The organism is Pseudomonas sp. GW821-FHT09D08, assembly GCF_059416305.1.
Genome location: NZ_JBWKOX010000002.1, coordinates 81,642 through 107,441, shown reverse-complemented (window position 1 = coordinate 107,441; position 25,800 = coordinate 81,642). Strand labels below are relative to the sequence as shown.

Below are 25,800 nucleotides of genomic sequence, written 5' to 3'. Positions count from 1 at the left end.
TCTTCAATAAAAAATTATTTACCACCACTCCCTGCCACGCTTTCACCACCGCGGGTCAGGTAATAGGCACCCAGGATCGGGAACATCGTCACCAGCATCACCAGCATCGCGACCACATTGGTCACCGGCACATCCCGTGGCCGGCTCAATTGGTTGAGCAACCACAGCGGCAACGTACGTTCGTGGCCGGCGGTGAAAGTGGTGACGATGATTTCGTCGAACGACAGCGCAAACGCCAGCATGCCTCCGGCCAGCAGCGCCGAGCCGAGGTTGGGCATGATGATGTAGCGGAAGGTCTGCCAGCCGTCGGCGCCCAGGTCCATCGAAGCTTCGATCAGGCTGTGGGATGTGCGGCGCAGGCGGGCGATGACGTTGTTGTAGACGATCACCACGCAGAACGTCGCGTGGCCGACGATGATGGTGAACATCCCCGGCTCGATGCCCAGGGTCTTGAAGGTCGCCAGCAACGCAATACCGGTGATGATCCCCGGCAGCGCAATCGGCAGGATCAACATCAGCGACACGCCTTGCTTGCCAAAGAACTCGCGGCGATACAGCGCCGCCGAGGCCAGGGTGCCCAGCACCATGGCAATCAGGGTGGCGATGGCGGCGATCTGCAGCGACAGCTTGATCGCTTCCAGCACATCCGGCCGGGCGAAGGCCACGCTGAACCACTTCAGGGTAAAGCCCTGGGGCGGAAAGCTGAACGCGGCTTCTTCGGTGTTGAAGGCGTAGAGGAAGATGATCAGGATCGGGAAGTGCAGGAATACCAACCCGCCCCAGGCTGCGATCTTCAAGCCTAATGATGATTTCTCAGAGTGCATCGAAGGCCCCCAGGCGTTTGACGATGGACAGGTAAACCGCGATCAGCACGATCGGCACCAGGGTGAACGCCGCGGCCATGGGCATATTGCCGATGGCGCCTTGCTGGGCGTAGACCATGCCGCCGACGAAGTAACCCGGCGGGCCCACCAGTTGCGGCACGATGAAATCGCCCAGGGTCAGCGAAAACGTGAAGATCGAACCGGCGGCAATCCCCGGCACCGACAGCGGCAGGATTACCTGCATGAAGGTCTGGCGCGGCTTGGCGCCGAGGTCGGCGGAGGCTTGCAGCAACGACGGCGGCAAGCGCTCCAGGGACGCCTGGATCGGCAGGATCATAAAGGGCAGCCAGATATAGACGAACACCATGAAGCGCCCCAGGTGCGAGGTGCTCAAGGTGCTGCCGCCCACGCCGGGAATGCCCAGCACGAACTGCAACACCGGTTCCAGGCCCAGGTGCTGCACGAACCACTGCGCCACGCCGCCCTTGGCCAGCAGCAAGGTCCAGGCATACGCCTTGACGATGTAGCTGGCCCACATCGGCATCATCACCGCGATATAGAAGAACGCCTTGGTCTTGCCGGTGGTGTAGCGCGCCATGTAGTAGGCGATCGGGAAGGCGACGATGGCGCTGGCGATTGACACCACGATCGCCATGCCCAGGGTGCGCAGGATGATGTCGAAGTTCGACGGCTGGAACAGCGCGGCGAAGTTGGCCAGGGTCAGGTCCGGGGTGACCGCCATGGTGAAGTCGTCAAAGGTATAGAAGCCTTGCCATAGCAGGGTCAGCAACGAACCCAGGTAGATCGCGCCGAACCAGATCAGCGGCGGAACCAGCAGCATCGCCAGGTACAGGTTGGGCTTGCGGTACAGCAGGTTGGAAAACCTGCGCATCGGCGGTTGGGAAAGGGCCAGGCTCATGTCACACCTCGCCTGCGCGGTCAGTCAGCGGCGTCATGGCTTCTCGCGCCCAACGGGCGGTGATGGACTGGCCTACCTGATGGCCGCTGCTGATGTCCAGCCACTGGTTGTTGGCCTGGCTGATGTTCAGCGCCTGGCCGTTTTCCAGTTTCAGTTCATAACGGGTGGCGCTGCCCTGGTACTGGATGTCGTGCAGCAAGCCGCTGATTTCCACTTCGCCGGCGCCCAGCGGGCCCTCGGCAAACCGTACGTGTTCCGGGCGAATCGAAAACGGCTGCGCACTGCCGCTGAGGCGCTGGGCCAACTCGCCGCGAATCACGTTGGAGGTGCCGACGAATTCGGCGACGAACGCGGTGGCCGGTTTCATGTACAGGTTGCGCGGGGTGTCGACCTGTTCGATACGGCCCTTGTTGAACACCGCCACACGGTCGGACATCGACAGCGCTTCGGTCTGGTCGTGGGTCACGAAGATAAAGGTGATGCCGAGCTGGCGTTGCAGCTTCTTCAGCTCGCTTTGCATCTGTTCGCGCAGCTTGAGGTCGAGGGCGCCCAAGGGTTCATCGAGCAGCAACACACGGGGGCGATTGACCAGGGCACGGGCCAGGGCTACCCGTTGGCGTTGGCCGCCGGAGAGTTGCACCGGCTTGCGCTCGCCGTAGCCACCGAGTGCGACCATTCCCAAGGCTTCTTCGGCGCGGTTGAGGCGTTCGGTCTTGCCCACGCCTTTGACCTTGAGGCCATAGGCGACGTTATCGCGCACGTTCATATGGGGGAACAGTGCGTAATCCTGGAATACCGTGTTTACGTCACGCTGATACGGCGGCAAGCCAGCGGCTTCCTCGCCATGAATGCGGATCGAGCCTGCGCTCGGCTGCTCGAAACCGGCGATCAGGCGCAGGCAGGTGGTCTTGCCCGAGCCGGATGGGCCGAGCATGGAAAAGAACTCGCCGTCCTGGATATCGATGGAAACCCGGTCAACGGCTTTCACTTCGCCGAACTGACGGGAAACGTGGGTGAATTGGACTGCAAGCGTCATGGTGCGGTGCTCCAAAAAGGCGCGGGTGGTCGCAGCGCCCGGCCTGGACTGCTGAAAAAACAAAACATCCGTGAATGCGGTCGATGTGGGAGGGGGCAAGCCTCCTCCCACAGGGGATCTATGCCGTCTGCATAGTCTTAGCGGCCGCCCATGATCGCGATGTAGTCCTGGGTCCAGCGGCTGTACGGCACGAACTTGCCGCCCTCGGCCTGCGGGGTTTTCCAGAAGGCGATCTTGTCGAACTGGTCGAAGCCGTTGGTCTTGCAACCCTCGGCGCCGAGCAGTTCGCTTTCCTTGCAGGCTGCGGGCACCGCCGGCAGCGAGCCGAACCAGGCGGCGACATCGCCTTGGACTTTGGGCTGCAGCGACCAGTCCATCCACTTGTAGGCGCAATTCGGGTGTTTGGCCTCGCTGTGCAACATGGTGGTGTCGGCCCAGCCGGTGGCGCCTTCCTTGGGAATGGTCGAAGCAATCGGCTGCTTCTCGTTTTGCAGGCCGTTGACCTGATACGGCCAGGCGCTGGAGGCCACCACGCCTTCGTTCTTGAAGTCGCTCATTTGCACGGTGGTGTCATGCCAGTAGCGGTGGATCAACGGCTGCTGCGCGCGCAACAGGTCGAGCACAGCCTTGTACTGGGTTTCGGTCAGCTCGTACGGGCTCTGGATCCCCAGTTCCGGCTGGGTGCTCTTGAGGTACAGCGCCGCATCGGCGATGTAGATCGGACCGTCATAGGCCTGCACACGACCTTTGTTCGGCTTGCCGTCTGGCAGGTTTTGCGCATCGAACAGCACATTCCAGCTGGTGGGCGCGGTCTTGAACACGGTGGTGTTGTACATCAGCACGTTCGGCCCCCACTGGTACGGGGTGCCGTAGGTCTGCTGGCCCACCACGTACCACGGCGCATCCTTGAGGCGCGGGTCGATGTTCTTCCAGTTGGGGATCAACGCCGTGTTGATCGGTTGCACACGCTTGCCGACGATCAATCGCAGCGACGCATCCCCGGACGCGGTGACCAGGTCATAACCGCCCTTGGCCATCAAACTGACCATTTCGTCAGAGGTGGCGGCGGTTTTCACATTGACCTTGCAGCCGGTTTCCTTCTCGAAACCTGTGACCCAGTCGTAGGCCTTGTCGCTTTCGCCACGTTCGATATAGCCGGGCCAGGCGACGATATCCAACTGGCCTTCACCAGCGCCCACCGCCTTGAGCGGTTCGGCGGCCTGGATACTGACGCTGGCCAGCAGCGCGGTGGTCAAGGCACTGAGCAGTGCGGTCTTATGCGCAGACATGGGGATTCCCTCTTCTTTAATTATGGTCGGGGCAGTGTGTGAAGCCGTGACGCATGAGCTTAGTTGTTGTTTTAAAGATGCTGGCCGTGGCGGGCCATGATGTGGCGCACCACGCTGTAGTCCTGTAGCGAATCGCTGGACAGATCTTTCCCATACCCCGAGCGCTTCAAGCCGCCGTGTGGCATTTCGCTGACCAGCATGAAATGGCTGTTGATCCAGGTGCAGCCGTATTGCAGGCGTGCGGCGACCTGCATGGCCTTGTCCAGGTTCTGGGTCCAGACGGAGGAGGCCAGGCCGTATTCGGAAGCGTTGGCCCAGTCCACCGCCTGTTCCAGTTCGTCGAAGCGGGTCACGGTGACCACCGGGCCGAACACTTCGCGCTGGACGATTTCATCGTTCTGCTTGCAACCGGCGAGCAGCGTCGGCTGGTAATAGAAGCCGGCCCCGGAATGCACGGCCGCGCCGGTGACCCGCTCGATATGCGGCTGGCCGAGGGCGCGCTCGACAAAGCTGGCCACGCGGTCGCGCTGGCGTGTGCTGATCAGCGGGCCGAGTTCGTTATCGGCATCGCGCTTGCTGGCGAAGCGCAGGCTGCTGACGGCTGCGCCCAGTTCGGCGACCAATTTGTCGTGGATGCCCGCCTGGGCGTAGATGCGGCACGCCGCGGTGCAGTCCTGGCCGGCGTTGTAGTAACCGTAGGCACGCACGCCTTCGACCACGGCTTGCAGGTCGGCGTCGTTGCATACGATCACCGGCGCCTTGCCGCCCAATTCCAGGTGTGTGCGCTTGAGAGTCTTGGAGGCGGCCTGCAGGATTTTCTGGCCGGTGACGATGTCGCCGGTCAGCGAGACCATGCGCACCTTGGGGTGGCTGACCAGATGGCTGCCGACGCCTTCACCGCCACCGCACAGAATGTTGATGACCCCGCGTGGTAACACGTCCTTCAGGACCGGGGCCAATGCGAGGATCGACAGCGGCGTGTGTTCCGACGGCTTGAACACCAAGGTATTACCGGCCGCCAGCGCCGGGGCGATCTTCCACGCGGCCATCATCAGCGGGTAGTTCCACGGCGCAATCGAGGCCACCACGCCAATCGGATCGCGGCGCACCATGCTGGTGTAGCCCGGCAGGTATTCGCCGCTGAGCTGGCCGGTCTGGCAGCGCACGGCGCCGGCGAAGAAGCGGAACACATCGATGGTGGCGCTCAAGTCATCCTGGCGCGCCAGGTGCAACGGCTTGCCGCAGTTCAGCGATTCCAGGCGGGCGAGGTAGTCGGCGTGTTTCTCGATGGCGTCGGCGATGCCCAGCAGGATGTTCGAGCGTTGTTGCGGCGTGGTCCGCGACCAGCCGGCAAAAGCGCGGTGCGCGGCGAGGATCGCACTTTCGACCTGCTCGGTGCTGGCTTCGGCGATCTGGGTGAGCACTTCGCCGGTGGCCGGGTTGAGGATCGGCTCGGCAACGCCCTGGCCCTGGACCAGTTCGCCGTCGATCAGCAACGAAGTGAGCAGCGGGGTGGGCGCGCCGGACATTTTTCGTGAACTCTTTTCTTGTGTGGTCATGGGCGTTCTCTTACAAGGCGCCTGACCTTCTCTTATGGATAGACAGAGACTAGAGGTCAGGCGCGAGGTCAACAAATACTAAATACTGAATGCAACATTCGATTAAATAGATGGCTTGCGTGGGTGTGGTTGTTCCCGCGCCACGGTGAGGAACGGATCCACCAAGGCCGGCCGCGCGGTGCCCCGACGCCAGGCCAGGCCGACGTCCAGGGTCTGGCTGAGGTCGGCAATCGGCCGCGCTTCAATAATGTCGCCCTCCAGGGACCAGGGGCGGTAGGTCATGTCCGGTTGGATCGACACGCCCAGGCCCGCGGCCACCAGGCTGCGCACCGCCTCGGTGGAGGCGGTGCGCAGGGTCACGCGCGGCTGCAGGCCGGCAGCGGCCCACAGGCGCTGGGCGTTATGCCCCATTTCGTCGACATTCAACTGAATCAACGGCTCCCTTGCCACGTCGGCGAGGTTGATGCTGTCGTGCTCCAGCAGCGGGTGTTGCGCCGGCAGCCACAGGCGGTGGGGCGAGTGGGTGAGGACTTCGGTCTGCAGGGCGTGGCGGTCTTCCAGGTTGGAGAGGATCAGTACGCCCACATCGATTTCACCGCTGACCAGCAAATGCTCGATATACGGGCGTTCGTCTTCCATCACGCGGATCTCCACGTTGGGGTAGGCGCGCTGGAAGCGGGTGAGCAAATCCGCCAGGTAGTAGCCGGCGACCAGGCTGGTCACACCGATGATCAACTGCCCGGCGACCTGGTCGGTGCTCTGTTGCAGGCTGCGCTTGGCATTGTCGACGGTGGCGAGGATCAAGTGCGCCTGGCGCAGGAACTGATGGCCCTGGTGCGTGAGGGTCATGCCCTTGGCGTGCCGGTTGAACAGGGTGACGCCGATTTCCTGCTCCAGTTGCTGGATCGCCAGGGTCAGGGTGGACTGGGAAATGAACGCGGTCTGCGCGGCGGCGGAGATCGAGCCGGTCTCGGCCACGGCGATAAAATGCCGGATTTGACGCAAGGTCATCATGCTGGAATTACCAGTGGGGTGTTTTTATAGATTTGTCCGAGTGTATATCGGTTTTAGCGAAGGGCAGTGGCGTTACATCTGGAAGCACTCTAGATCGCGGCTTTTTGGCACTTAGTTTTACGCTGAGGGCCTATTGGTCCTATGAACCCTAGTGTCTGGAGGCTACGAATGAATACCCGTGGATTGCTCGATCAGTTGCTCAAGTCCGGCCAGGACATGTTGCAGAATAAAACCGGCGGCCAGCGCAAGCAGGACGATAAAGGCGCCCTCGGCGGGCTGCTCGGCGGCGGTCTGGGCAGCCTGCTCGGCGGTGCGGGCGGTGGCGCCCTGGCGGCGGGGGCGATGGGTCTGTTGCTGGGCAACAAGAAGGCGCGCAAGTTTGGCGGCAAAGCCCTGACCTACGGCGGGCTGGCCGCGTTGGGCGTGATTGCCTACAAAGCCTACGGCAACTGGCAGGCCAAGCAGGCCAACGCGCCTCAGGGTGAGCCGCAAACCATCGATCGCCTGCCGCCGGCCCAGGTCGAGCAGCACAGCCAGGGGATCCTCAAGGCATTGGTCGCCGCCGCCAAGGCCGACGGCCATGTGGATGAACGCGAGCGCGCACTGATCGAAGGTGAATTCACCAAGCTGGACAACGACCGCGAACTTCAAAGCTGGCTGCACGCCGAGCTGAACAAGCCGCTGGACCCGGCCGACGTCGCCCGCGCCGCCGGCACCCCGGAAATGGCCGCCGAGATGTACATCGCCAGCGTGATGCTGGTGGATGAGGAGAACTTTATGGAAAAGGCGTATCTGGACGAATTGGCCCGCCAACTCAAGCTCGAACCGGGCTTGAAGCTGGAACTGGAAAAGCAGGTACGGCTTAACCAGTAACCAACGGGGCCGGGCAAATCCAACCTGTGGGAGGGGGCTTGCTCCCGATAGCGGTGGTCCAGTTCGAATCTCTGCAACTGACCCACGGCAATCGGGAGCAAGCCCCCTCCCACAGGTGTTTTTGCAATGTGTGTGTGCCACATCGAAACCCATTGATAAATGAGGGCTTCTGCTCAGCTATACTCCCCTCCATTTGAATGGCCCTTCGAGGAAACACTGTGAAGAATTGGACCTTGCGCCAGCGGATTTTGGCGAGCTTTGCGGTCATTATCGCGATCATGCTGCTGATGGTTGTGGTGTCCTACTCACGGTTGCTGAAGATTGAAGCCAGCCAGGAATCGGTGCGTGACGACGCGGTGCCGGGGGTTTACCTCAGTTCGATGATCCGCAGCGCATGGGTCGACAGTTATTTGCAGACCATCGATATCATTGGCCTGCGCGAGGATAAAACCTTCACCAATAGCGATAAGTCGGACTACAAGGCCTTCGAATCGCGTATCGAACAGCAGATGGCCAATTACGAAAAAACCGTGCATAGCCAGGCCGATCGCATGGAGTTCGACAACTTCAAGGCCGCCCACATCAATTACAACAAGGTTCTGGCCCAGGTACTCGATCGCGTCGAAGCCAATGACCTGCCGGCCGCGCGCGAGCTGCTGGAAGAGCAATTGACGCCGATCTGGACCGAAGGGCGCATGAAGCTCAATGACATCATCACGGAAAACAAGGCCGTGTCCGACAACGCGACGGCCGCCATTGACGACGCCGTTGCCTCGGCCAAGGTCAGCATGTTCCTGTCGCTGGCCGTGGCGATCCTCGCCGCCGGCCTGTGTGGCCTGCTGCTGATGCGCGCGATCATGGCGCCGATGCAGCGTATCGTCGAGATCCTCGAAACCATGCGCACCGGTGACCTGAGCAAACGCTTGAACCTGGAGCGCAAGGACGAGTTCGGCGCGGTGGAAACCGGCTTCAACGACATGATGACCGAGCTTACGGCCCTGGTGTCCCAGGCCCAGCGCTCTTCGGTGCAGGTCACCACCTCGGTCACCGAGATTGCGGCCACCTCCAAGCAGCAACAGGCCACTGCCACTGAAACGGCGGCTACTACCACTGAGATCGGTGCCACTTCGCGGGAGATCGCTGCCACTTCCAAGGATCTGGTTCGCACCATGACCGAAGTGTCTACCGCCGCCGACCAGGCCTCGGTGGCCGCCGGTTCCGGCCAGCAAGGCCTGGCGCGCATGGAAGAAACCATGCATTCGGTGATGGGCGCCGCCGACTTGGTGAATGCCAAGCTGGCGATCCTCAATGAGAAGGCCGGCAACATCAACCAAGTGGTGGTGACCATCGTCAAGGTCGCCGACCAGACCAACCTGCTGTCCCTGAATGCCGCCATCGAGGCCGAAAAGGCCGGTGAATACGGGCGCGGTTTTGCCGTGGTGGCCACCGAAGTACGGCGCCTGGCCGACCAGACCGCCGTGGCCACCTACGACATCGAGCAGATGGTGCGTGAAATCCAATCAGCGGTTTCGGCGGGCGTGATGGGCATGGACAAGTTCTCCGAAGAAGTCCGTCGAGGCATGTTCGAAGTGCAGCAAGTAGGCGAGCAGCTGTCGCAGATCATCCATCAGGTACAGGCCCTGGCGCCGCGGGTGTTGATGGTCAACGAAGGCATGCAGGCCCAGGCCACCGGCGCCGAGCAGATCAACCATGCCCTGGTGCAACTGGGCGATGCCAGCAGCCAGACGGTGGAGTCCCTGCGCCAGGCCAGCTTTGCCATCGATGAACTGAGCCAGGTTGCGGTGGGTCTGCGCAGCGGCGTGTCGCGTTTCAAAGTCTGATGAGCGATCTCGCGGCTAAACGCGGCGCCGTTCCGGCAGCGAAAAAAGCCTTGTTCCTGGTGTTTCACATCGGCAGCGAACGCTTTGCGCTCAAGGCCACGGAGGTGGCCGAGGTGTTGCCACGCCTGCCGCTCAAGCCCATCGCCCATGCGCCACTGTGGGTGGCGGGCATCTTTGCCCATCGCGGGGCGTTGGTACCGGTCATCGACCTGAGCGCGCTGACCTTCGGCACAGCGGCCCAGGCGCGGACGAGTACGCGCCTGGTGCTGGTCAATTACCAGCCGCACACCTGGGTCGAGTCGCGCTGGCTCGGGCTGATCCTCGAGCAGGCCACGGACACCTTGCGGTGCGACCCGGCCGAATTCCAGCCTTACGGCCTGGATAACCGCCAGGCGCGGTACCTGGGGCCGGTGCGGGAGGATGCCCTGGGCCTGATGCAGTGGATTGGCGTGAATGACGTGCTCACCGATGATGTGCGCGCCCTGTTGTTTTCTGCCGAGCTGAGCCTATGAGCAACGACCCGCGTTTCTTTGCCTTCTTGAAAGAACGTATCGGCCTGGACGTCGCGTCGGTCGGCGAGGCCATCATCGAGCGCGCCGTACGCCAGCGCAGCCAGGCCGTGCAGGCACCAACACCAGGTGAATACTGGCAGCACCTGCAAAGCTCCGAGAACGAGCAACAAGCGCTGATCGAAGCCGTGATCGTCCCCGAGACCTGGTTTTTTCGTTACCCCGAATCCTTTGCGACCCTGGCCCGACTGGCGCTTGCACGCCTGGCCGAGATCAAGCAGATGCGCGCCCTGCGCATTCTCAGCCTGCCGTGTTCCACCGGCGAAGAACCCTATTCCATTGCCATGGCCTTGCTGGATGCCGGGTTGGCGCCGCACCAGTTCAAGGTCCTGGGCCTGGATGTCAGCCCGCTGTCTGTGGAGCGCGCCCGGCGCGGGGTGTACGGCAAGAACTCGTTTCGCGGCGGCGATATTGCCTTTCGCGACCGCCACTTCACGGAATGCGGCGACGGGTTCCACATCGCCGACCGCGTGCGCGAACAGGTGCGCCTGCAAGTCGGCAACCTGCTCGACCCGGCGCTGCTGGCGAACGAGGCGAGCTACGATTTCGTGTTTTGCCGCAACCTGCTGATCTACTTTGACCAGCCGACCCAGAAGCAAGTCTTCGACGTACTCAAGGGCCTGACCCATGTGGACGGCGTGCTGTTTATCGGCCCCGCGGAGGGCAGCTTGCTGGGGCGTCACGGCATGCGCTCGATTGGGGTGCCGCAGTCATTTGCCTTCAGCCGGCAGGCCGAGCCGGTGACGCCTGAGCCGGTATTCGTGCCCATGCCGACACCACCGCGCCGCGTCGCGCCGGTCCCGGTCAAGCCGCGACCGTTCAGCACGGCCAGCGCCCAGGGGGTGCCGATCAAGGCGCCGCCCTCCGATGCGGGCACCTTGCTCAGCCGCATCGCCAGCCTGGCCAACGAAGGTAAAAGTGCCGAGGCCCGCGCCGCCTGTGAGCAGTATCTGAACAGTCACCCGCCGGCCGCCCAGGTGTTCTACTGGCTGGGGTTGCTCAGCGACGTGGCCGGCAGCGCCCTGGAAGCCCAGGGGTTTTATCGAAAAGCCTTGTACTTGGAACCCCAGCATCCGCAGGCCTTGATGCACCTGGCTGCCTTGCTCGAGTCCCAGGGCGACAGTGCGGGGGCGCGCCGTTTACAGGCGCGGGCCGCCCGCAGCGAGCGAGCAGACAGTGAGTCCAAACGATGAGTAGCACCGAGGCGCTCAACACCGCAGGCCTGGACTTGACCCTGGCCGACACCCAAGCCATCGACGACTGCTGGAACCGTATCGGTATCCATGGCGACAAGTCGTGCCCGCTGCTGGTGGAGCATATCCACTGCCGCAACTGTTCGGTGTACTCGGCTGCCGCCACGCGCTTGCTGGACCGCTATGCCTTGCAGCAGGACGACCGTCGTCCGGTGGCGGCTGCCGAGGTTGACGAAAAGATCGTCACCCGCTCGCTGTTGATGTTCCGCCTCGGCGAGGAATGGCTGGGCATCGCCACCCGCTGCCTGGTGGAGGTGGCGCCGTTGCAACCGATTCATTCGCTGCCGCACCAGCGCTCCCGTGCCTTGCTCGGTGTGGCCAATGTGCGTGGCGCGCTGGTGGCGTGCCTGTCGCTGGTGGAGTTGCTTGGCCTGGAAACAACCCATCAGGGCGCCAGCGGTGGGCGGATCATGCCGCGTATGCTGATCATCGCCGCGCAGGATGGCCCGGTGGTGGTGCCGGTGGACGAAGTGGATGGTATCCATGCCATCGATGAGCGCACCCTGAAGGCGGCGTCGGCCTCGGGTACCCAGGCCAGCGCGCGCTACACCCAGGGTGTGTTGCAGTGGAAAGGCCGTAGCCTGCGGTGGCTGGACGAGGCGCAATTGTTGTCCGCCGTGACCCGGAGCCTCACATGACCCCCGACCAGATGCGCGACGCCTCGCTGCTGGAGCTGTTCAGCCTGGAAGCCGATGCCCAGACCCAGGTGCTGAGCGCGGGCCTGCTGGCCCTGGAGCGCAACCCTACCCAGGCCGACCAGCTTGAAGCCTGCATGCGTGCCGCGCATTCGCTCAAGGGCGCGGCGCGCATCGTCGGGGTGGACGCCGGGGTCAGCGTGGCCCATGTCATGGAGGACTGCCTGGTCAGCGCCCAGGAACGCCGCCTGCACCTGCAACCCGAGCATATCGACGCGTTGCTGCAAGGCACCGACCTGCTGATGCGTATCGCCACCCCTGGCAACGATGTCGGCACGGCGGACATCGATGCCTATGTGGCGTTGATGGAGCGCCTGCTGGATCCATCCCAACCCAGTGCCTACGTCGCGCCGCTGCCCGCTGTGCCTGAGCCCGCCCCGGCGCCGCTCATCGAAGAGCTGCCGCCGGAGCCTGAGCCCGCACCGCCCGTCGCCAGCGATCCGCCGCGTCAGGGCCGACGCATGACCGAAGGTGGCGAACGCGTATTGCGCGTGACCGCCGAGCGCTTGAACAGCCTGTTGGACCTCTCGAGCAAGTCCCTGGTGGAAACCCAGCGGCTCAAGCCCTACCTGGCCAGCATGCAGCGTCTCAAACGGATTCAAAGCCAGAGCGTACGCGCCCTGGATACCCTGGATGGCCAGCTCAAGACCCTGGGCTTGAGCCTCGAAGCCGAGGAAGCCCTGGCCGATACCCGCCGCCTGTTGAGCGAAGCCCAGGCGCTGCTGGCGGAAAAGACCGCCGAGCTGGATGAGTTCGGCTGGCAGGCCGGCCAGCGTGCCCAGGTGCTCTACGACACCGCGCTGGCGTGTCGCATGCGCCCGTTTGCCGATGTGCTGGCCGGGCAGGTGCGTATGGTGCGCGACCTCGGCCGCAGCCTGGGCAAGCAAGTGCGCCTGGAGATCGACGGGGAAAAGACCCAGGTCGATCGCGACGTGCTGGAAAAGCTCGAAGCGCCACTCACCCATCTATTGCGCAACGCCGTCGACCACGGCATCGAAATGCCCGAGCAACGCCTGCTGGCAGGCAAACCCACAGAAGGCCTGATCCGCCTGCGCGCGTCCCATCAGGCCGGCCTGCTGGTGCTGGAGCTGAGTGACGACGGCAATGGCGTTGACCTGGAGCGCCTGCGCGGCACCATCGTCGATCGGCATCTTTCAACCTGGGAGACGGCCCTGAACCTGAGTGAAGAGGAGCTGCTGACGTTCCTGTTCCTGCCGGGGTTCAGCCTGCGCGACAAGGTCACCGAAGTGTCCGGGCGCGGTGTCGGGCTGGATGCGGTGCAGCATATGGTCCGCCAACTGCGCGGCGCGGTGGTGCTGGAGCAGACGGCAGGGCAGGGCAGCCGCTTCCACCTGGAGGTGCCGCTGACCCTGTCGGTGGTGCGCAGCCTGGTGGTGGAAGTCGGCGAGGAAGCCTATGCGTTCCCGCTGGCGCATATCGAGCGCATGTGCGACCTGGCCCCCGACGACATTGTGCAGTTGGAAGGCCGCCAGCATTTCTGGCACGAAGGTCGGCATGTGGGCCTGGTCGCCGCCAGCCAGTTGTTGCAGCGCCCATTGGGGCAGAGCAATGACGAAACCTTGAAGGTGGTGGTGATCCGCGAGCGCGATGCGGTTTACGGGATTGCCGTGGAACGCTTTATCGGCGAACGCACCCTGGTGGTGCTGCCGCTGGATGATCGCCTGGGCAAGGTCCAGGATATTTCCGCCGGTGCCTTGCTGGACGACGGCTCGGTGGTATTGATCGTCGATGTGGAAGATATGCTGCGCTCGGTGGACAAGCTGCTCAACACCGGGCGCCTGGAACGCATCGCCCGGCGCAGCCAGCAGGCCACCGAGGCACCGCGCAAGCGGGTACTGGTGGTGGACGACTCGCTCACTGTGCGGGAGTTGCAACGCAAACTGCTGCTCAATCGCGGGTACGAAGTGGCCGTCGCGGTCGACGGCATGGACGGCTGGAACGCCTTGCGCTCCGAAGACTTCGACCTGCTTATCACTGATATCGATATGCCTCGTATGGACGGTATTGAATTGGTCACACTCCTGCGCCGTGACAGTCGCCTGCAATCGTTGCCGGTGATGGTGGTGTCGTACAAAGACCGTGAGGAAGACCGCCGTCGCGGCCTGGATGCTGGGGCCGATTATTATCTGGCCAAGGCCAGCTTCCACGATGACGCGCTGCTGGATGCCGTGGTGGAGCTGATCGGAGGCGCGCGCTCATGAGGATTGCGATCGTCAATGACATGCCCCTGGCCGTGGAGGCCCTGCGCCGTGCCTTGAGCTTCGAGCCCCTGCACCAGGTGGTGTGGGTGGCCAGCAATGGCCTGGAGGCGGTGCAGCGCTGCGCCGAATTGACCCCGGACCTGATCCTGATGGACCTGATCATGCCGGTGATGGACGGCGTGGAGGCCACGCGGCAGATCATGGCCGAGACCCCGTGCGCGATCCTGCTGGTGACCGTCGACCGCCAGGCCAATGTGAGCCGGGTGTTCGAAGCCATGGGCCACGGCGCCCTGGATGTGGTGGACACGCCGGCGCTCGGCGTGGGCAACCCCAAGGATGCGGCGGCGCCGTTGCTGCGCAAGATCCTCAACATCGGCTGGCTGATCGGCCAGCGCGGCAGCCGTGTGCGCGCCGAAACCACGCCGGAGCGCAGCACCGGCAAACGCCAGAGCCTGGTGGCGATCGGTTCTTCGGCGGGTGGCCCGGCTGCCCTGGAAATCCTGCTCAAGGGGTTGCCCCGGGACTTTGCCGCCGCCATTGTGCTGGTGCAGCATGTGGACCAGGTCTTCGCCGCCGGCATGGCCGAGTGGCTGAGCAGTGCTTCCGGCCTGCCGGTACGCCTGGCCCGCGAAGGCGAACCGCCGCAAAGCGGGGTGGTGCTGCTGGCCGGCACCAATCACCACATTCGTTTATTGAAGAATGGCACGCTAGCCTATACCGCAGAGCCGGTGAACGAGATTTACCGGCCTTCCATCGATGTGTTTTTCGAAAGCGTGGCCAGCCACTGGAATGGCGATGCCGTCGGCGTACTGCTGACCGGTATGGGCCGTGATGGGGCCCAGGGGCTCAAGCTAATGCGTGAACAAGGTTATTTGACCATCGCCCAGGATCAGCAAAGCTCGGCGGTGTATGGCATGCCCAAAGCGGCGGCGGCGATTGATGCTGCTGTTGAAATTCGCCCACTGGATAGAATTGCGCCCCGATTGCTGGAGGTATTTGCAAAATGATCCACACCTCCCGCGGCTGGCTTGCAGGTAGTAATTCAGGTGACTGCACATGAATGATTTACAGATCGACGACATCAAGACCGACGAAAACGCCGCCATGGTGTTGCTGGTCGACGACCAGGCCATGATCGGCGAAGCCGTACGGCGTGGCCTGGCCCATGAAGAAAACATCGACTTCCACTTCTGTGCCGACCCGCACCAGGCGATTGCCCAGGCCATCCGCATCAAGCCCACGGTGATCCTGCAGGACCTGGTGATGCCCGGCCTCGACGGCCTGACCCTGGTGCGCGAATACCGCAACCACCCGGCCACGCAGAACATCCCGATCATCGTGCTTTCCACCAAGGAAGACCCGCTGATCAAGAGCGCGGCGTTCTCGGCGGGGGCCAACGACTACCTGGTCAAGCTGCCGGACAACATCGAACTGGTGGCGCGCATCCGCTATCACTCGCGCTCCTACATGACCCTGTTGCAGCGCGATGCCGCCTACCGTGCGCTGCGGGTCAGCCAGCAACAGCTGCTGGACACCAACCTGGTGCTGCAACGGCTGATGAACTCCGATGGCCTGACCGGGCTGTCCAACCGCCGCCACTTCGACGAATACCTGGAGCTGGAATGGCGCCGCGCCATGCGTGACCAGACCCAGCTGTCATTGCTGATGATCGACGTGGATTTCTTCAAGACCTACAACGACAGCTTCGGCCACGTCGAGGGTGATGAAGCCTTGCGCAAAGTGGCCAACACCATCCGCGAAGCCAGCAGCCGCCCCTCGGACCTGCCGGCGCGCTATGGCGGCGAGGAATTTGCCCTGGTGTTGCCGAACACCTCGCCGGGTGGGGCACGCCTGGTGGCGGAAAAGCTGCGCATGGCCGTCGCCGCACTGAAGATCCCGCACATCGCGCCGGCGGAAGGCTCGAGCCTGACCATCAGCATCGGCCTGTCGACCATGACGCCGGTGCAGGGTACCGATTGCCGCCGGTTGATCATGGCGGCGGACAAGGGCTTGTATACGGCCAAGCACAACGGGCGCAATCAGGTCGGTATCGAGTGACTCGAGGCCGCAGCAGATCAAAAGGTGGGAAGGGGCTTGCCCCCTCCCACATTTAACCCTGCGTAGTCTGCCTTTTCGCCCAGCGGACTGCCGTTCCCCCCCGTTTGCCGTTATACTCGCCGGCTTTCAAAAGTTCGCCAACGAGTGCTGCCCGCCATGGAAATCAACCCGATCCTTAACACCATCAAGGACCTGTCCGAGCGCTCCGAAACTATTCGGGGGTATCTTTGACTACGATCAAAAGCATGAGCGTCTGACCGAAGTCAATCGCGAGCTTGAAGATCCGAGTGTCTGGAACAAACCTGAATACGCCCAGGAACTGGGACGCGAGCGCGCTGCGCTGGCGCAGATCGTCGACACCCTCGACGAACTGAACACCGGCCTGGCCGATTGCCGCGACCTGCTGGACATGGCCGTCGAAGAAAACGACGAAGGCGCAGTGGGCGATGTCGTCGCCGAGCTGGCCCGTCTCGAGGAAAACCTCGCCAAGCTTGAATTTCGTCGCATGTTCAGCCACGAAATGGACCCGAACAACGCCTACCTGGACATCCAGGCCGGTTCCGGCGGCACCGAAGCCCAGGACTGGGCCAACATCCTGCTGCGCATGTACCTGCGCTGGGCCGACAAGCGCGGTTTCGACGCCACCATCATGGAGCTGTCGGCCGGTGAAGTCGCCGGCATCAAGGGCGCGACCGTGCACATCAAGGGTGAATACGCCTTTGGCTGGCTGCGTACCGAGATCGGCGTACACCGCCTGGTGCGCAAGAGCCCGTTCGACTCTGGCAACCGTCGCCACACCTCGTTCTCTGCGGTGTTCGTCTCGCCCGAGATCGATGACAAGGTGGAAATCGAGATCAACCCGGCTGACCTGCGGATCGACACCTACCGCTCCTCCGGTGCCGGTGGCCAGCACGTAAACACCACCGACTCGGCCGTACGTATTACCCACGTACCGACCAACACCGTGGTGAGCTGCCAGAACGAACGTTCCCAGCACGCGAACAAGGACACCGCCATGAAAATGCTGCGGGCCAAGTTGTACGAGCAGGAAATGCAGAAGCGCAACGCCGCTTCCCAGGCCCTGGAAGACACCAAGTCGGATATCGGCTGGGGTCACCAGATCCGCTCTTATGTGCTCGACGCGTCGCGGATCAAGGATCTGCGCACTAACATCGAACGCAGCGACTGCGACAAGGTGCTCGACGGTGACATCGACGAATACCTGGAAGCCAGCCTGAAATCTGGCCTGTAACCCCTTGTAGGAACCGGGGGGACGCCCAGTCCTTGCCGGCGATCCCCGGCCGCAGGCCGGGGACCACGAACCTGATGGAAAATTTAAAGACATGAGCGACCAACAACTCGACCCGCAAGCCCTGCAACAGGAAGAAAACTCCCTGATCGCCCTGCGCAAGGAAAAGCTGGCTGCCGAGCGCGCCAAGGGCAATGCCTTCCCCAACGACTTCCGTCGCGACAACTACTGCGATGCCTTGCAGAAGCAGTACGCGGACAAGACCAAGGAAGAGCTGGCAGAAGCGGCGATCCCGGTCAAGGTGGCAGGTCGCATCATGCTCAACCGTGGCTCGTTCATGGTGATCCAGGACATGACCGGGCGTATCCAGGTCTACGTCAACCGCAAGACCCTGTCTGAAGAAACCCTGGCCTCGGTGAAAACCTGGGACATGGGCGACATCATCGCCGCCGAAGGCACCCTGGCCCGTTCCGGCAAGGGCGACCTGTACGTGGAAATGACCAGCGTGCGCCTGCTGACCAAGTCCCTGCGCCCGTTGCCGGACAAGCACCACGGCCTGACCGATACCGAGCAACGCTACCGTCAGCGCTACGTTGACCTGATCGTCAACGAAGACGTGCGCCAGACCTTCCGCGTGCGTTCGCAGGTCATCGCGCATATCCGCAGCTTTCTGATGCAGCGTGACTTCCTGGAAGTGGAAACCCCGATGCTGCAGACCATCCCGGGGGGCGCCGCAGCCAAGCCGTTCGAAACCCACCACAACGCACTGGACATGGAAATGTTCCTGCGTATCGCGCCTGAGTTGTACCTCAAGCGTCTTGTGGTCGGTGGCTTCGAGAAGGTGTTCGAGATCAACCGCAACTTCCGTAACGAAGGCGTCTCGACCCGGCACAACCCGGAATTCACCATGTTGGAGTTCTACCAGGCCTACGCCGACTACGAAGACAACATGGACCTGACCGAAGAACTGTTCCGCGAGCTGGCGCAACTGGTCCTGGGCAGCACCGACGTGCCGTATGGTGACAAGGTGTTCCACTTCGGCGAGCCGTTCGTGCGTCTCTCGGTATTCGACTCGATCCTCAAGTACAACCCTGAGCTGACCGCCGACGACCTCAATGACATCGACAAGGCCCGCGCCATCGCCAAGAAAGCCGGCGCCAAGGTGCTGGGCTTCGAAGGCCTGGGCAAACTGCAGGTGATGATTTTCGAAGAGCTGGTGGAGCACAAGCTGGAACAGCCGCACTTCATTACCCAGTACCCGTTCGAAGTGTCGCCGCTGGCCCGTCGCAACGACGACAATCCGAACGTCACCGACCGTTTCGAGCTGTTCATCGGCGGCCGCGAAATCGCCAACGCCTACTCCGAGCTTAACGATGCCGAAGACCAGGCCGAGCGCTTCATGGCCCAGGTGGCCGACAAGGACGCCGGCGATGACGAAGCCATGCACTACGACGCCGACTTCGTACGTGCCCTGGAATACGGCATGCCGCCAACGGCCGGTGAAGGTATCGGCATCGACCGCCTGGTGATGTTGTTGACCAACTCGCCGTCGATCCGCGATGTGATCTTGTTCCCGCACATGCGGCCACAAGCGTAAGCGTAGCGAAATCCGAAGCCGCCTTTTATAAGGCGGCTTTTTTATGTGGCGTTTTTAAGCGTCAAGCAAACAGCGCCAGGTTTTGATCTATTCAAGGATGTGTGTCGTGAACCGCGTAACCGCTCAAGAAGGCGCCGCCGGCATTGCCGCTGCCGTGGCTGAAAGCGTCCAGTACCAGGGCCGTAAGGCCAGCCGTCGGGGCAGCGAGCAACGCAGGCAAGACATTCTCGATGCAGCCATGCGCATCGTGGTGCGCGATGGCGTGCGCGCCGTGCGCCATCGGGCCGTGGCGGCCGAGGCCGGTGTGCCGTTGTCAGCCACTACCTATTACTTCAAGGACATCGATGACCTGCTCACCGATACCTTCGCCCAGTATGTTGAACGCAGCGCGGCCTTCATGGGCAAGCTATGGGTGCGTAACGAAGGCCTGCTGCGTGAGATGGTCGCCTATGGCGATGGCAGCCCGGAATCGCGCTCGCAACTGGCCGATGACATTGCGCGGCTGACCGCCGACTATGTGCTGCGCCAACTGACCAACCGCCGCGAACATTTGATGGCCGAACAGGCCTTCCGCCAGGAAGCCTTGCTCAACCCGCGCCTGGCTGAGCTGGTGCGGTCCCACCAGCAGATCCTGTTGCAGGGCACGGGGCAGTTTTTCCAGGTATTGGGCTCCCGCGAGCCGCAACAGGACGCCAAGGTGTTGACGGCGATTATCAGTCGGATGGAATATCAGGGCCTGCTGGGCGGCGCAGAGCCTCTGACCGGTGAAGAGATGCTTGAGATCCTCAAGCGTTACATGCATTTGGTGTTGGCCTCGGTCTGACACCGGGGGAGTCCAATGAAAACCTGGCGTGTGGCGGTAATCGCCTTGTCGTTCCTGTTGCTCAGCGGTTGCCTGGTCACGTTCAAGGACCCGTTGCCCGCCCATGAGGCGGCGCCGGATGAGTTGCTGGGCCATTGGACCAGCAGGAATGCCTGGGGCGAACCGCTCAATCTGCGCATCAGCCGTGCCGGTGAGCACCGCTACAAGGCGGTGAGCTACCCTAAAGCCACGCCGGCCCAGCGCGATGAGTACCTGTTTACCGTTTCGCGTCATGGCAACCGCTGGTACCTGTCGGCACCGTTGCCGGCCCGGTTCGGAGGGCATTACTTCCTGGCGGGGTTCGAGTTCGACGATAAGCACGAATTGGTGGTCTATAACCTCGACCTCGAACAGATTCACCAGGCCATCGGGCAACAGGTGCTGCAGGGCAGCAACGTGGAGACCGTCGAAGGCGCCGGCGTACGGGTCGACAGTTCCATGAGCCAGGTGTTTGCCTACCTGGATGATCCGGCCAATGCCGATGTGTTCGTTGAAGCCGTGCGCTACCAGCGTGCGGGCAAATAACGTTTAGAGAGGAAGCACCGGGTGGACGATTACCAGCAGACGATACGCAGCTTGTCCGATCGCATTGTGCTGGCGCAAACACCGATTCGCGTCCTCGACGCCGTGAAGTGGGACGACAACATTCGCCAGGGATTCCTCAAGGCCAAGGGCAAGGCCATGCCCGCCGTGGATCGCGACTACTACCTGAACCGACCGCTGTCGTTCGACTCCAGTGCGGTAAAGCTGGAATTCCAGAACATCGAACGCGACATCACTCGCCGCCTCGGCCAGTTCAGCCCGGTGGGGCAGATCATGCGTCGCATGTGCCGCGAATACCGCATGGTGGTGCGCATGCTCGAAGCCCGCGGCACCGAGGACTTCGGCCTGATTTCCCAGGAGCTGTACGGCGCCGCCTCCGATGCCTTCCACGCCGGCGACCCGACCCTGGCTGACCTGGGCCTGATGCTCTCCGACTACCTGAACAATATCGACGGCCGTGGCGACCTCAAGGACGAAGCCAAGACCCTGACCGCCAAAGACGCCGTGGCCCTGCTGCAAACCCGCCTGAACAAGGTATTTGGCGAAGCCGAAGAGACCATCCGGGTGTTTGAGTCCGACGGTATCGTTGCCGATGCCGCAGCGGGTGCCGACTACATCAAGATCCGCGCCGACGCGATGTTCAACGACCGCGACGTGCGTGCGCTGGAAGTCCACGAAGGCCTGGTGCATGTCGGTACCACGCTCAACGGCCAGAACCAGCCGATCTGCACCTTCCTGTCCAAGGGCCCGCCGTCGTCCACCGTGACCCAGGAAGGCCTGGCGATCCTCATGGAGATCATTACGTTCGCCTCCTACCCGAGCCGCTTGCGCAAGCTGACCAACCGCACCCGTGCGATCCACATGGTGGAAGAGGGTGCCGACTTCCTGCAGGTGTTCGAGTTCTTCCGCGAACAAGGCTTTGAAATGGCCGAAAGCTATGGCAACGCCAGCCGGGTATTCCGTGGCTCAGTGCCGAACGGCTTGCCGTTTACCAAGGATCTGTCCTACCTCAAGGGCTTTATCATGGTCTACAACTATATCCAGCTGGCCGTGCGCAAAGGCAAGCTGGAGCAAGTGCCGCTGCTGTTCTGCGGCAAGACCACCCTGGAAGACATGCGCACCTTGCGCCAACTGGTGGACGAAGGCCTGGTGGTGCCGCCCAAGTACCTGCCTGAACAGTTCCGCGACATGAATGCACTGGCGGCGTGGATGTGTTTCTCCAACTTCCTCAACCACTTGAGCCTGGACCGGATCGAGGCGGATTACTCCAATATCCTTTAAACGCTGTTATTCACGAGGCTTCAACGGATGAGAATCCTCGGCATTCTGTGCCTGCTACTCACATTGAACGGTTGCAGCTCCCTGCTGTTCTACCCCGAACCCGGCCTGCCGTTCACGCCCGAAAAAGCACATTTGCAATACCGTGATGTCACCCTCACCACCGCCGACGGCGTGAAGTTGCACGCGTGGTGGCTGCCGGCCAAGGCCGGAGTACCCGTCAAAGGGACGGTGCTGCACCTGCACGGCAACGGCGGTAACCTGGCCTGGCACCTGGGCGGCAGCTGGTGGTTGCCGGAGCAGGGCTACCAGGTACTGCTGCTGGACTATCGCGGTTATGGGCTGTCGGCAGGCAAGCCCTCATTGCCGGCGATTTATCAGGATGTGGATGCGGCATTCAACTGGCTCGACCAGGCGCCCGAAACCCAGGGCCAACCGTTGATCGTCCTCGGTCAAAGCCTCGGCGGTGCGCTGGCGGTGCATTACCTGGCGGAACACCCGCAGCGTCAGTCCCAACTAAAGGCCCTGGTACTGGACGGCGTGCCTGCCAGTTATCGTGACGTAGGACAATTCGCCCTGAGCACCTCCTGGTTAACATGGCCCTTCCAGGTGCCCTTGTCTTGGCTGGTGCCTGACGCCGACAGCGCGATCAACGCCATGCCGCAACTGACCGGCGTGCCGAAATTGCTGTTCCACAGCCTGGATGACCCGATCGTGCCCGTGGCCAACGGTATCCGCCTGTATCAGGCCGCGCCACCGCCACGGGTATTGCAGTTGACCCGCGGCGGCCATGTGCAGACCTTTTCCGACAAGACCTGGCAAACCGTGATGCTGCGCTACCTGGATGACCCGCAGCACTTCAACGGCCTGCGCCGCCTGGGCGAGATTCCGAATTACCCCATTCCTAAAGTTGATCCATCAGAGAGCCCGCAATGAGCGAAGAACGCAACATGATTCCGCTGATCCTCACCGGCATCGGCACCATCATCGGCACCGTCGGCTGCCTGTGGTACTACGGCTATTTGCACTTCGCCAAGCCTGAGGATGCGTTGCTGCTCAGCGACTTCACCATGCTCAAGACCGTGCCGGGCGAGGACTACAAGATCTCCCTGACCCCGGCCGCTCAAGTGGCGCAGTGCGTCGATGGTGTGCTGGTCATGTTCGATACTGAGCAGAAAGGCTTGAGTGGGGTGTTGGTCAATAATAAGAAGCAGGCGGTGCGTTGCATGGGCCAGGAAACCCCGCAATTGCAACAGTGACCTGACACATCGCGTCGTGGGAAAACGCCATTGAACCTGGCGATTAGTCCCTTGCTGCATGTGCGACCCGTTGCTGACCGGAACTATCTTTATTTAACCGCCACAGACTATGGACTGATCGGAACGACTGATCAGTCCATTTCATTAGTCAGTCTGGAGTCAGCGATTATGGTAGATAGTATCAACCGTGTACCGGTTTCAAGGGATTTGTCTGGCGTTGATGGCGGTCAGGAGCCCCAACAAGGCTCCGAACTTGATAACTTAAAAAACCAACTTAAACTAAAAGAGTTAAAAGCTTCCCAGGGCAGCCAGGGAGGTGGGGGGGGCGGCAGCGGCATCGAAGATGAGATTGAAAAGCTGAAGAAAAAGATTGCAGAGCTTGAAGGTAAACAGGGCGTTCAAGTTGCGCAGGGCAATCAAGGTGCACAAGCCGGCCAAGGCTCACAAGACAATCAAGGTGGCTCACAGGACGGAGGCCAAATCCAGGCGTCCGACTACCAGCCTTCCGGAAAAATCGAAGCCTGATTGCCCACTTCTGGAAAGCCCGCCCGTCATGGGCGGGGTTTGTGGTCACCGACCGGTCGATAACGCTGGGCCAGCACTGAGCCAAGATTTTTTGGAACCATATCGCGTAAGGCGCCACACAAAGCGGTGTAACTTACTCAGATCAGGGCCGAGAAAGTGGCGATAATTGCAAATCCTGTACCTCCCGTACATCCGGCAAATCCTGAAAGTCAGGCATTTCGCAACCTGCTGAATATGAGCCGGTGCCATGTAGATCTTGAGCGGCGGACCGCACAGGACCAGAAGATGAAGATGCCAGACGAGGACAAACACCGTCCTATCCAGTTTGGCAATCCATAAAAAAACCCACCATAAGGTGGGTTTTTTATCCAGCATCAATCAATCAGTTCGCCATGGACGAACGGGGCTTGACCGGCTGGTTATCGTTGGAGATGGTCACTTCAACGCGGCGGTTCATGGCTCGGCCCGAGACGCTGCCGTTGTCGGCAACCGGGTATTCCTTGCCATAACCCTGGGTCACGATGCGCGAGATATCCACGCCCTGCTGAGCCAGTGCGCGTTGTACCGAGGCTGCGCGGCGCTCCGACAGGCTTTGGTTGTACGAGTCGGAACCGGTGCTGTCGGTGTAGCCTTCGACGATCACCTTACGATCCGGATTGTCACGCAGGAACTGCGCCAGCTTGGTGATGTTCACCAGGCCGCTGGATTTCAGGTCGGACTTGTTGGTAGCGAACAGCACGTCGCCGAATGTCACCAGCGTACCGCGATCGGTTTGCTTGGCATTCAGGCTGTCCTGCAACTGCTTGATCTGCGCGTCACGGGCCTCAAGCAGGGCACGGGCACGTTCGTCGCCGGCGTTTTTCAGCTTGGCTTCGGATTCGCGCAGCGCGATGGTGTCTTTGGCCACTTCAACACGTTGGTTGGTCAGGTAGGCCAGTTGGTCAACTTTCTTCTGGTCTTCCTTGTCGCGGTAGGCCTTGTCAGCCTTGTCCAGCCATTCGCTGGCGTCCTTGGTTTCCAGCGCGGCAAGCTTGGTGGCTTGCGGGTTGGTTTGCAGGGACGAGAAGTTGGTCCGTGCGTTTTCCAGGTTCGCGTTGGGCGGGGTAGAGCAGGCCGCCAGGGCAACGCTCATCGCCAGCAGGGCAGGGATCATCAATTGTTTACGCATAGTCGTGTCGTCCTTTCAATTCGATATCGGGTGCAGTGCAATCAGGCGCGGCGCTTTATTTCTGCTGGATAGCAGCCGGGCGCATACCTTCCTGACGCAGCTCCTGAACAGCTTTCTGGGAATCCTTCACAGCCTGTTCGGCCTTGGCCGCCTGGGACTTGCGCTCTGCAACGCGAGCATCCCATTCAGCCTGTTCGGCCAGGCGACGCGCCTCGTCATAGTTCTTGTCGTGCATGGCGATTTCGGCTTGCTTGAGCTTGTCCTGGGCCGATTTCATTTCAACTGCTGCGTACTCGGTGCCGCCGGCGCTCACTGCGCTGTTGACCGCGGACTGAGTCACCGCGTATTGCTCGGTGGGCGGGTTGCCGGCGCAGCCAGCCAAAACGAAGCTGGTGCCGATTGCCAGCGCGGCCAATTTAAGCCCGCGCAGGTGGTTAAACGTGGATTTGGCAGTGCTGGTCTTCATCGTCTTCAACTCCATTGGATAGCTCCTAAAAACATCAAAATCCATCGCAGTCGATGAACGGCCGGGGCGCAGCGGTAAAGCACGACGGGCCCTTTCAAACGGCCGTTCCAAGTGATGGCTTACTGGCTGTGACCGGAGGCTTTTTTCAAAAGTTCAGAAGAGATGGCGATTTGCCTAAAAAAATATCTGACTGATTGGTCAGGGTAAAAAATTGGAACTTTTGCCCCGTGCAGGGGTACTCCGAGCCTCGGCAGAGGCCCGGAATACGGGGTTCAGATGGGTGTCAATCGAGTTTGTCAGTGCTTTTGGTCGTCGGCACTGGCAGACAAATCATGCAGATAGCGACGGGACAAGGTCAGGAACCGCGGCGTTGGCCCGACGTCCTCATAGAGCGGGTCGCCCTCTTCATCGGTAGCAATGACCTGTTGCCCCTTGATGTAGGGAAAGCTGGCTTCCAGCTCCTCAAGGGCGGCGCCGATCAGCTCGCCGAGCAGTTCTTCGGTGTGGCGCTTGGGGTACATCTCGCCGATGGCTGCCAGCCGTGCAGCCGCCTCCACATCCAGATGGATGGCGTACTCGGTCTTGGTCAGGCGACCCTTGGCGTTCTCTTCCCAGTGCTGGGCCAGTTCTCGAATTTTCATGGCAACCTCAATAAAGCCTGCGGTGGCGGGCGGTGATGAGTGACCAGCCGTGCGCGTGGA

The 25,800-nt window shown here is 61.8% G+C and carries 25 protein-coding genes; 16 read left to right on the top strand and 9 right to left on the bottom strand.

Annotated elements, in window-relative coordinates; translation table 11 throughout:
• Positions 1-14 precede the first annotated feature (14 nt).
• The 6 genes from AC07OP_RS03435 to AC07OP_RS03410 form a co-directional block, all read right to left on the bottom strand.
• The gene (locus tag AC07OP_RS03435; RefSeq protein ID WP_025856826.1) at positions 15-824 is read right to left on the bottom strand and encodes an ABC transporter permease; all 810 of its coding nucleotides are present in this window, start codon (positions 822-824) and stop codon (positions 15-17) included.
• On the bottom strand, positions 814-1,743 hold the full coding sequence (locus tag AC07OP_RS03430; protein WP_027604529.1) for an ABC transporter permease: 930 nt from the start codon (positions 1,741-1,743) through the stop codon (positions 814-816). The genes AC07OP_RS03435 and AC07OP_RS03430 overlap by 11 nt, the downstream gene beginning before the upstream one ends.
• A 1-nt stretch (position 1,744) precedes the next feature.
• Positions 1,745-2,779: an ABC transporter ATP-binding protein gene (locus AC07OP_RS03425; protein WP_065926497.1), complete on the bottom strand. Its 1,035-nt coding sequence runs from the start codon at positions 2,777-2,779 to the stop codon at positions 1,745-1,747.
• 137 nt (positions 2,780-2,916) lie between these two features.
• The gene (ydcS, locus tag AC07OP_RS03420) at positions 2,917-4,068 is read right to left on the bottom strand and encodes a putative ABC transporter substrate-binding protein YdcS (protein ID WP_065926496.1); all 1,152 of its coding nucleotides are present in this window, start codon (positions 4,066-4,068) and stop codon (positions 2,917-2,919) included.
• Positions 4,069-4,139: 71 nt separating this feature from the next.
• The gene (locus tag AC07OP_RS03415; RefSeq protein WP_495101046.1) at positions 4,140-5,597 is read right to left on the bottom strand and encodes a gamma-aminobutyraldehyde dehydrogenase; all 1,458 of its coding nucleotides are present in this window, start codon (positions 5,595-5,597) and stop codon (positions 4,140-4,142) included.
• Between the two features lie 132 nt (positions 5,598-5,729).
• Positions 5,730-6,641: a LysR family transcriptional regulator gene (locus AC07OP_RS03410; protein WP_115485732.1), complete on the bottom strand. Its 912-nt coding sequence runs from the start codon at positions 6,639-6,641 to the stop codon at positions 5,730-5,732.
• Positions 6,642-6,809: 168 nt separating this feature from the next.
• On the opposite strand from AC07OP_RS03410, the gene AC07OP_RS03405 reads away from it, so the two are divergent.
• From AC07OP_RS03405 to AC07OP_RS03330, 16 genes are all read left to right on the top strand, one after another.
• Positions 6,810-7,514 carry a tellurite resistance TerB family protein gene (locus AC07OP_RS03405; protein ID WP_137211486.1) on the top strand — a complete coding sequence of 235 codons (705 nt, stop codon included), beginning with the start codon at positions 6,810-6,812 and terminating at the stop codon, positions 7,512-7,514.
• A gap of 218 nt (positions 7,515-7,732) precedes the next feature.
• Positions 7,733-9,355 (top strand): methyl-accepting chemotaxis protein, encoded by a 1,623-nt coding sequence (locus AC07OP_RS03400; RefSeq protein ID WP_027604523.1) that lies wholly within the window; start codon positions 7,733-7,735, stop codon positions 9,353-9,355.
• Entirely contained in the window at positions 9,355-9,867 is a 513-nt protein-coding gene (locus tag AC07OP_RS03395; RefSeq protein WP_027604522.1) for a chemotaxis protein CheW, read from the top strand. Before AC07OP_RS03400 ends, AC07OP_RS03395 begins: the two co-directional genes overlap by 1 nt.
• The gene (locus tag AC07OP_RS03390; RefSeq protein ID WP_495100952.1) at positions 9,864-11,117 is read left to right on the top strand and encodes a CheR family methyltransferase; all 1,254 of its coding nucleotides are present in this window, start codon (positions 9,864-9,866) and stop codon (positions 11,115-11,117) included. Before AC07OP_RS03395 ends, AC07OP_RS03390 begins: the two co-directional genes overlap by 4 nt.
• Entirely contained in the window at positions 11,114-11,815 is a 702-nt protein-coding gene (locus tag AC07OP_RS03385; protein ID WP_115485734.1) for a chemotaxis protein CheW, read from the top strand. The genes AC07OP_RS03390 and AC07OP_RS03385 overlap by 4 nt, the downstream gene beginning before the upstream one ends.
• Complete coding sequence (locus AC07OP_RS03380; RefSeq protein ID WP_495100953.1) at positions 11,812-14,094, top strand: hybrid sensor histidine kinase/response regulator; 2,283 nt, start codon at positions 11,812-11,814, stop codon at positions 14,092-14,094. The genes AC07OP_RS03385 and AC07OP_RS03380 overlap by 4 nt, the downstream gene beginning before the upstream one ends.
• The gene (locus AC07OP_RS03375; protein ID WP_092356415.1) at positions 14,091-15,101 is read left to right on the top strand and encodes a chemotaxis response regulator protein-glutamate methylesterase; all 1,011 of its coding nucleotides are present in this window, start codon (positions 14,091-14,093) and stop codon (positions 15,099-15,101) included. The genes AC07OP_RS03380 and AC07OP_RS03375 overlap by 4 nt, the downstream gene beginning before the upstream one ends.
• Positions 15,102-15,150: 49 nt before the next feature.
• The gene (locus AC07OP_RS03370) at positions 15,151-16,152 is read left to right on the top strand and encodes a response regulator (RefSeq protein WP_027604517.1); all 1,002 of its coding nucleotides are present in this window, start codon (positions 15,151-15,153) and stop codon (positions 16,150-16,152) included.
• A 156-nt stretch (positions 16,153-16,308) separates the two neighbouring features.
• A protein-coding gene (gene prfB / locus AC07OP_RS03365) for a peptide chain release factor 2 (RefSeq protein ID WP_098465888.1) occupies positions 16,309-17,404 on the top strand; the annotation gives its coding sequence in 2 pieces (ribosomal slippage) (positions 16,309-16,380 and positions 16,382-17,404; 1,095 coding nt in all).
• A gap of 91 nt (positions 17,405-17,495) precedes the next feature.
• Complete coding sequence (gene lysS, locus AC07OP_RS03360; RefSeq protein ID WP_046071251.1) at positions 17,496-18,998, top strand: lysine--tRNA ligase; 1,503 nt, start codon at positions 17,496-17,498, stop codon at positions 18,996-18,998.
• 106 nt (positions 18,999-19,104) lie between these two features.
• Complete coding sequence (locus AC07OP_RS03355; RefSeq protein ID WP_027604515.1) at positions 19,105-19,821, top strand: TetR/AcrR family transcriptional regulator; 717 nt, start codon at positions 19,105-19,107, stop codon at positions 19,819-19,821.
• 15 nt (positions 19,822-19,836) lie between these two features.
• Positions 19,837-20,385 (top strand): hypothetical protein, encoded by a 549-nt coding sequence (locus AC07OP_RS03350; protein WP_115485736.1) that lies wholly within the window; start codon positions 19,837-19,839, stop codon positions 20,383-20,385.
• A gap of 21 nt (positions 20,386-20,406) precedes the next feature.
• Positions 20,407-21,684, top strand: coding sequence for a flavohemoglobin expression-modulating QEGLA motif protein (locus tag AC07OP_RS03345; protein WP_027604513.1), 1,278 nt, complete (start codon positions 20,407-20,409; stop codon positions 21,682-21,684).
• Positions 21,685-21,711: 27 nt separating this feature from the next.
• Entirely contained in the window at positions 21,712-22,617 is a 906-nt protein-coding gene (locus tag AC07OP_RS03340; RefSeq protein WP_495100954.1) for an alpha/beta hydrolase, read from the top strand.
• Positions 22,614-22,940, top strand: coding sequence for a PA3694 family proteiin (locus tag AC07OP_RS03335; protein ID WP_003172217.1), 327 nt, complete (start codon positions 22,614-22,616; stop codon positions 22,938-22,940). The genes AC07OP_RS03340 and AC07OP_RS03335 overlap by 4 nt, the downstream gene beginning before the upstream one ends.
• Positions 22,941-22,970: 30 nt before the next feature.
• Complete coding sequence (locus tag AC07OP_RS03330; RefSeq protein WP_495100955.1) at positions 22,971-23,465, top strand: hypothetical protein; 495 nt, start codon at positions 22,971-22,973, stop codon at positions 23,463-23,465.
• A gap of 382 nt (positions 23,466-23,847) precedes the next feature.
• On the opposite strand, the gene lptF is transcribed toward AC07OP_RS03330, so the two are convergent.
• The 3 genes from lptF to AC07OP_RS03315 all read right to left on the bottom strand — a co-directional run bounded on the left by lptF (position 23,848) and on the right by AC07OP_RS03315 (position 25,740).
• Positions 23,848-24,633, bottom strand: coding sequence for a lipotoxin F family OmpA-related lipoprotein LptF (gene lptF, locus AC07OP_RS03325; RefSeq protein ID WP_065938744.1), 786 nt, complete (start codon positions 24,631-24,633; stop codon positions 23,848-23,850).
• Positions 24,634-24,688: 55 nt separating this feature from the next.
• Positions 24,689-25,099, bottom strand: coding sequence for a DUF4398 domain-containing protein (locus tag AC07OP_RS03320; protein WP_169899499.1), 411 nt, complete (start codon positions 25,097-25,099; stop codon positions 24,689-24,691).
• A 296-nt stretch (positions 25,100-25,395) separates the two neighbouring features.
• On the bottom strand, positions 25,396-25,740 hold the full coding sequence (locus AC07OP_RS03315) for a pilin assembly protein (RefSeq protein WP_495100956.1): 345 nt from the start codon (positions 25,738-25,740) through the stop codon (positions 25,396-25,398).
• Positions 25,741-25,800 lie beyond the last annotated feature (60 nt).

Bases quoted from the DNA above. Each gene is read 5' to 3' on its own strand.
- AC07OP_RS03340 (WP_495100954.1), top strand. From the start codon at position 21,712: ATGAGAATCCTCGGCATTCTGTGCCTGCTACTCACATTGAACGGTTGC.
- lysS (WP_046071251.1), top strand. From the start codon at position 17,496: ATGAGCGACCAACAACTCGACCCGCAAGCCCTGCAACAGGAAGAAAAC.
- AC07OP_RS03375 (WP_092356415.1), top strand. From the start codon at position 14,091: ATGAGGATTGCGATCGTCAATGACATGCCCCTGGCCGTGGAGGCCCTG.
- ydcS (WP_065926496.1), bottom strand. From the start codon at position 4,068: ATGTCTGCGCATAAGACCGCACTGCTCAGTGCCTTGACCACCGCGCTG.
- AC07OP_RS03395 (WP_027604522.1), top strand. From the start codon at position 9,355: ATGAGCGATCTCGCGGCTAAACGCGGCGCCGTTCCGGCAGCGAAAAAA.
- AC07OP_RS03390 (WP_495100952.1), top strand. From the start codon at position 9,864: ATGAGCAACGACCCGCGTTTCTTTGCCTTCTTGAAAGAACGTATCGGC.
- AC07OP_RS03350 (WP_115485736.1), top strand. From the start codon at position 19,837: ATGAAAACCTGGCGTGTGGCGGTAATCGCCTTGTCGTTCCTGTTGCTC.
- AC07OP_RS03430 (WP_027604529.1), bottom strand. From the start codon at position 1,743: ATGAGCCTGGCCCTTTCCCAACCGCCGATGCGCAGGTTTTCCAACCTG.
- AC07OP_RS03315 (WP_495100956.1), bottom strand. From the start codon at position 25,740: ATGAAAATTCGAGAACTGGCCCAGCACTGGGAAGAGAACGCCAAGGGT.
- AC07OP_RS03435 (WP_025856826.1), bottom strand. From the start codon at position 824: ATGCACTCTGAGAAATCATCATTAGGCTTGAAGATCGCAGCCTGGGGC.
- AC07OP_RS03370 (WP_027604517.1), top strand. From the start codon at position 15,151: ATGAATGATTTACAGATCGACGACATCAAGACCGACGAAAACGCCGCC.
- AC07OP_RS03405 (WP_137211486.1), top strand. From the start codon at position 6,810: ATGAATACCCGTGGATTGCTCGATCAGTTGCTCAAGTCCGGCCAGGAC.
- AC07OP_RS03410 (WP_115485732.1), bottom strand. From the start codon at position 6,641: ATGATGACCTTGCGTCAAATCCGGCATTTTATCGCCGTGGCCGAGACC.
- AC07OP_RS03320 (WP_169899499.1), bottom strand. From the start codon at position 25,099: ATGAAGACCAGCACTGCCAAATCCACGTTTAACCACCTGCGCGGGCTT.
- AC07OP_RS03415 (WP_495101046.1), bottom strand. From the start codon at position 5,597: ATGTCCGGCGCGCCCACCCCGCTGCTCACTTCGTTGCTGATCGACGGC.
- lptF (WP_065938744.1), bottom strand. From the start codon at position 24,633: ATGCGTAAACAATTGATGATCCCTGCCCTGCTGGCGATGAGCGTTGCC.
- AC07OP_RS03335 (WP_003172217.1), top strand. From the start codon at position 22,614: ATGAGCGAAGAACGCAACATGATTCCGCTGATCCTCACCGGCATCGGC.
- AC07OP_RS03425 (WP_065926497.1), bottom strand. From the start codon at position 2,779: ATGACGCTTGCAGTCCAATTCACCCACGTTTCCCGTCAGTTCGGCGAA.
- AC07OP_RS03385 (WP_115485734.1), top strand. From the start codon at position 11,114: ATGAGTAGCACCGAGGCGCTCAACACCGCAGGCCTGGACTTGACCCTG.
- AC07OP_RS03380 (WP_495100953.1), top strand. From the start codon at position 11,812: ATGACCCCCGACCAGATGCGCGACGCCTCGCTGCTGGAGCTGTTCAGC.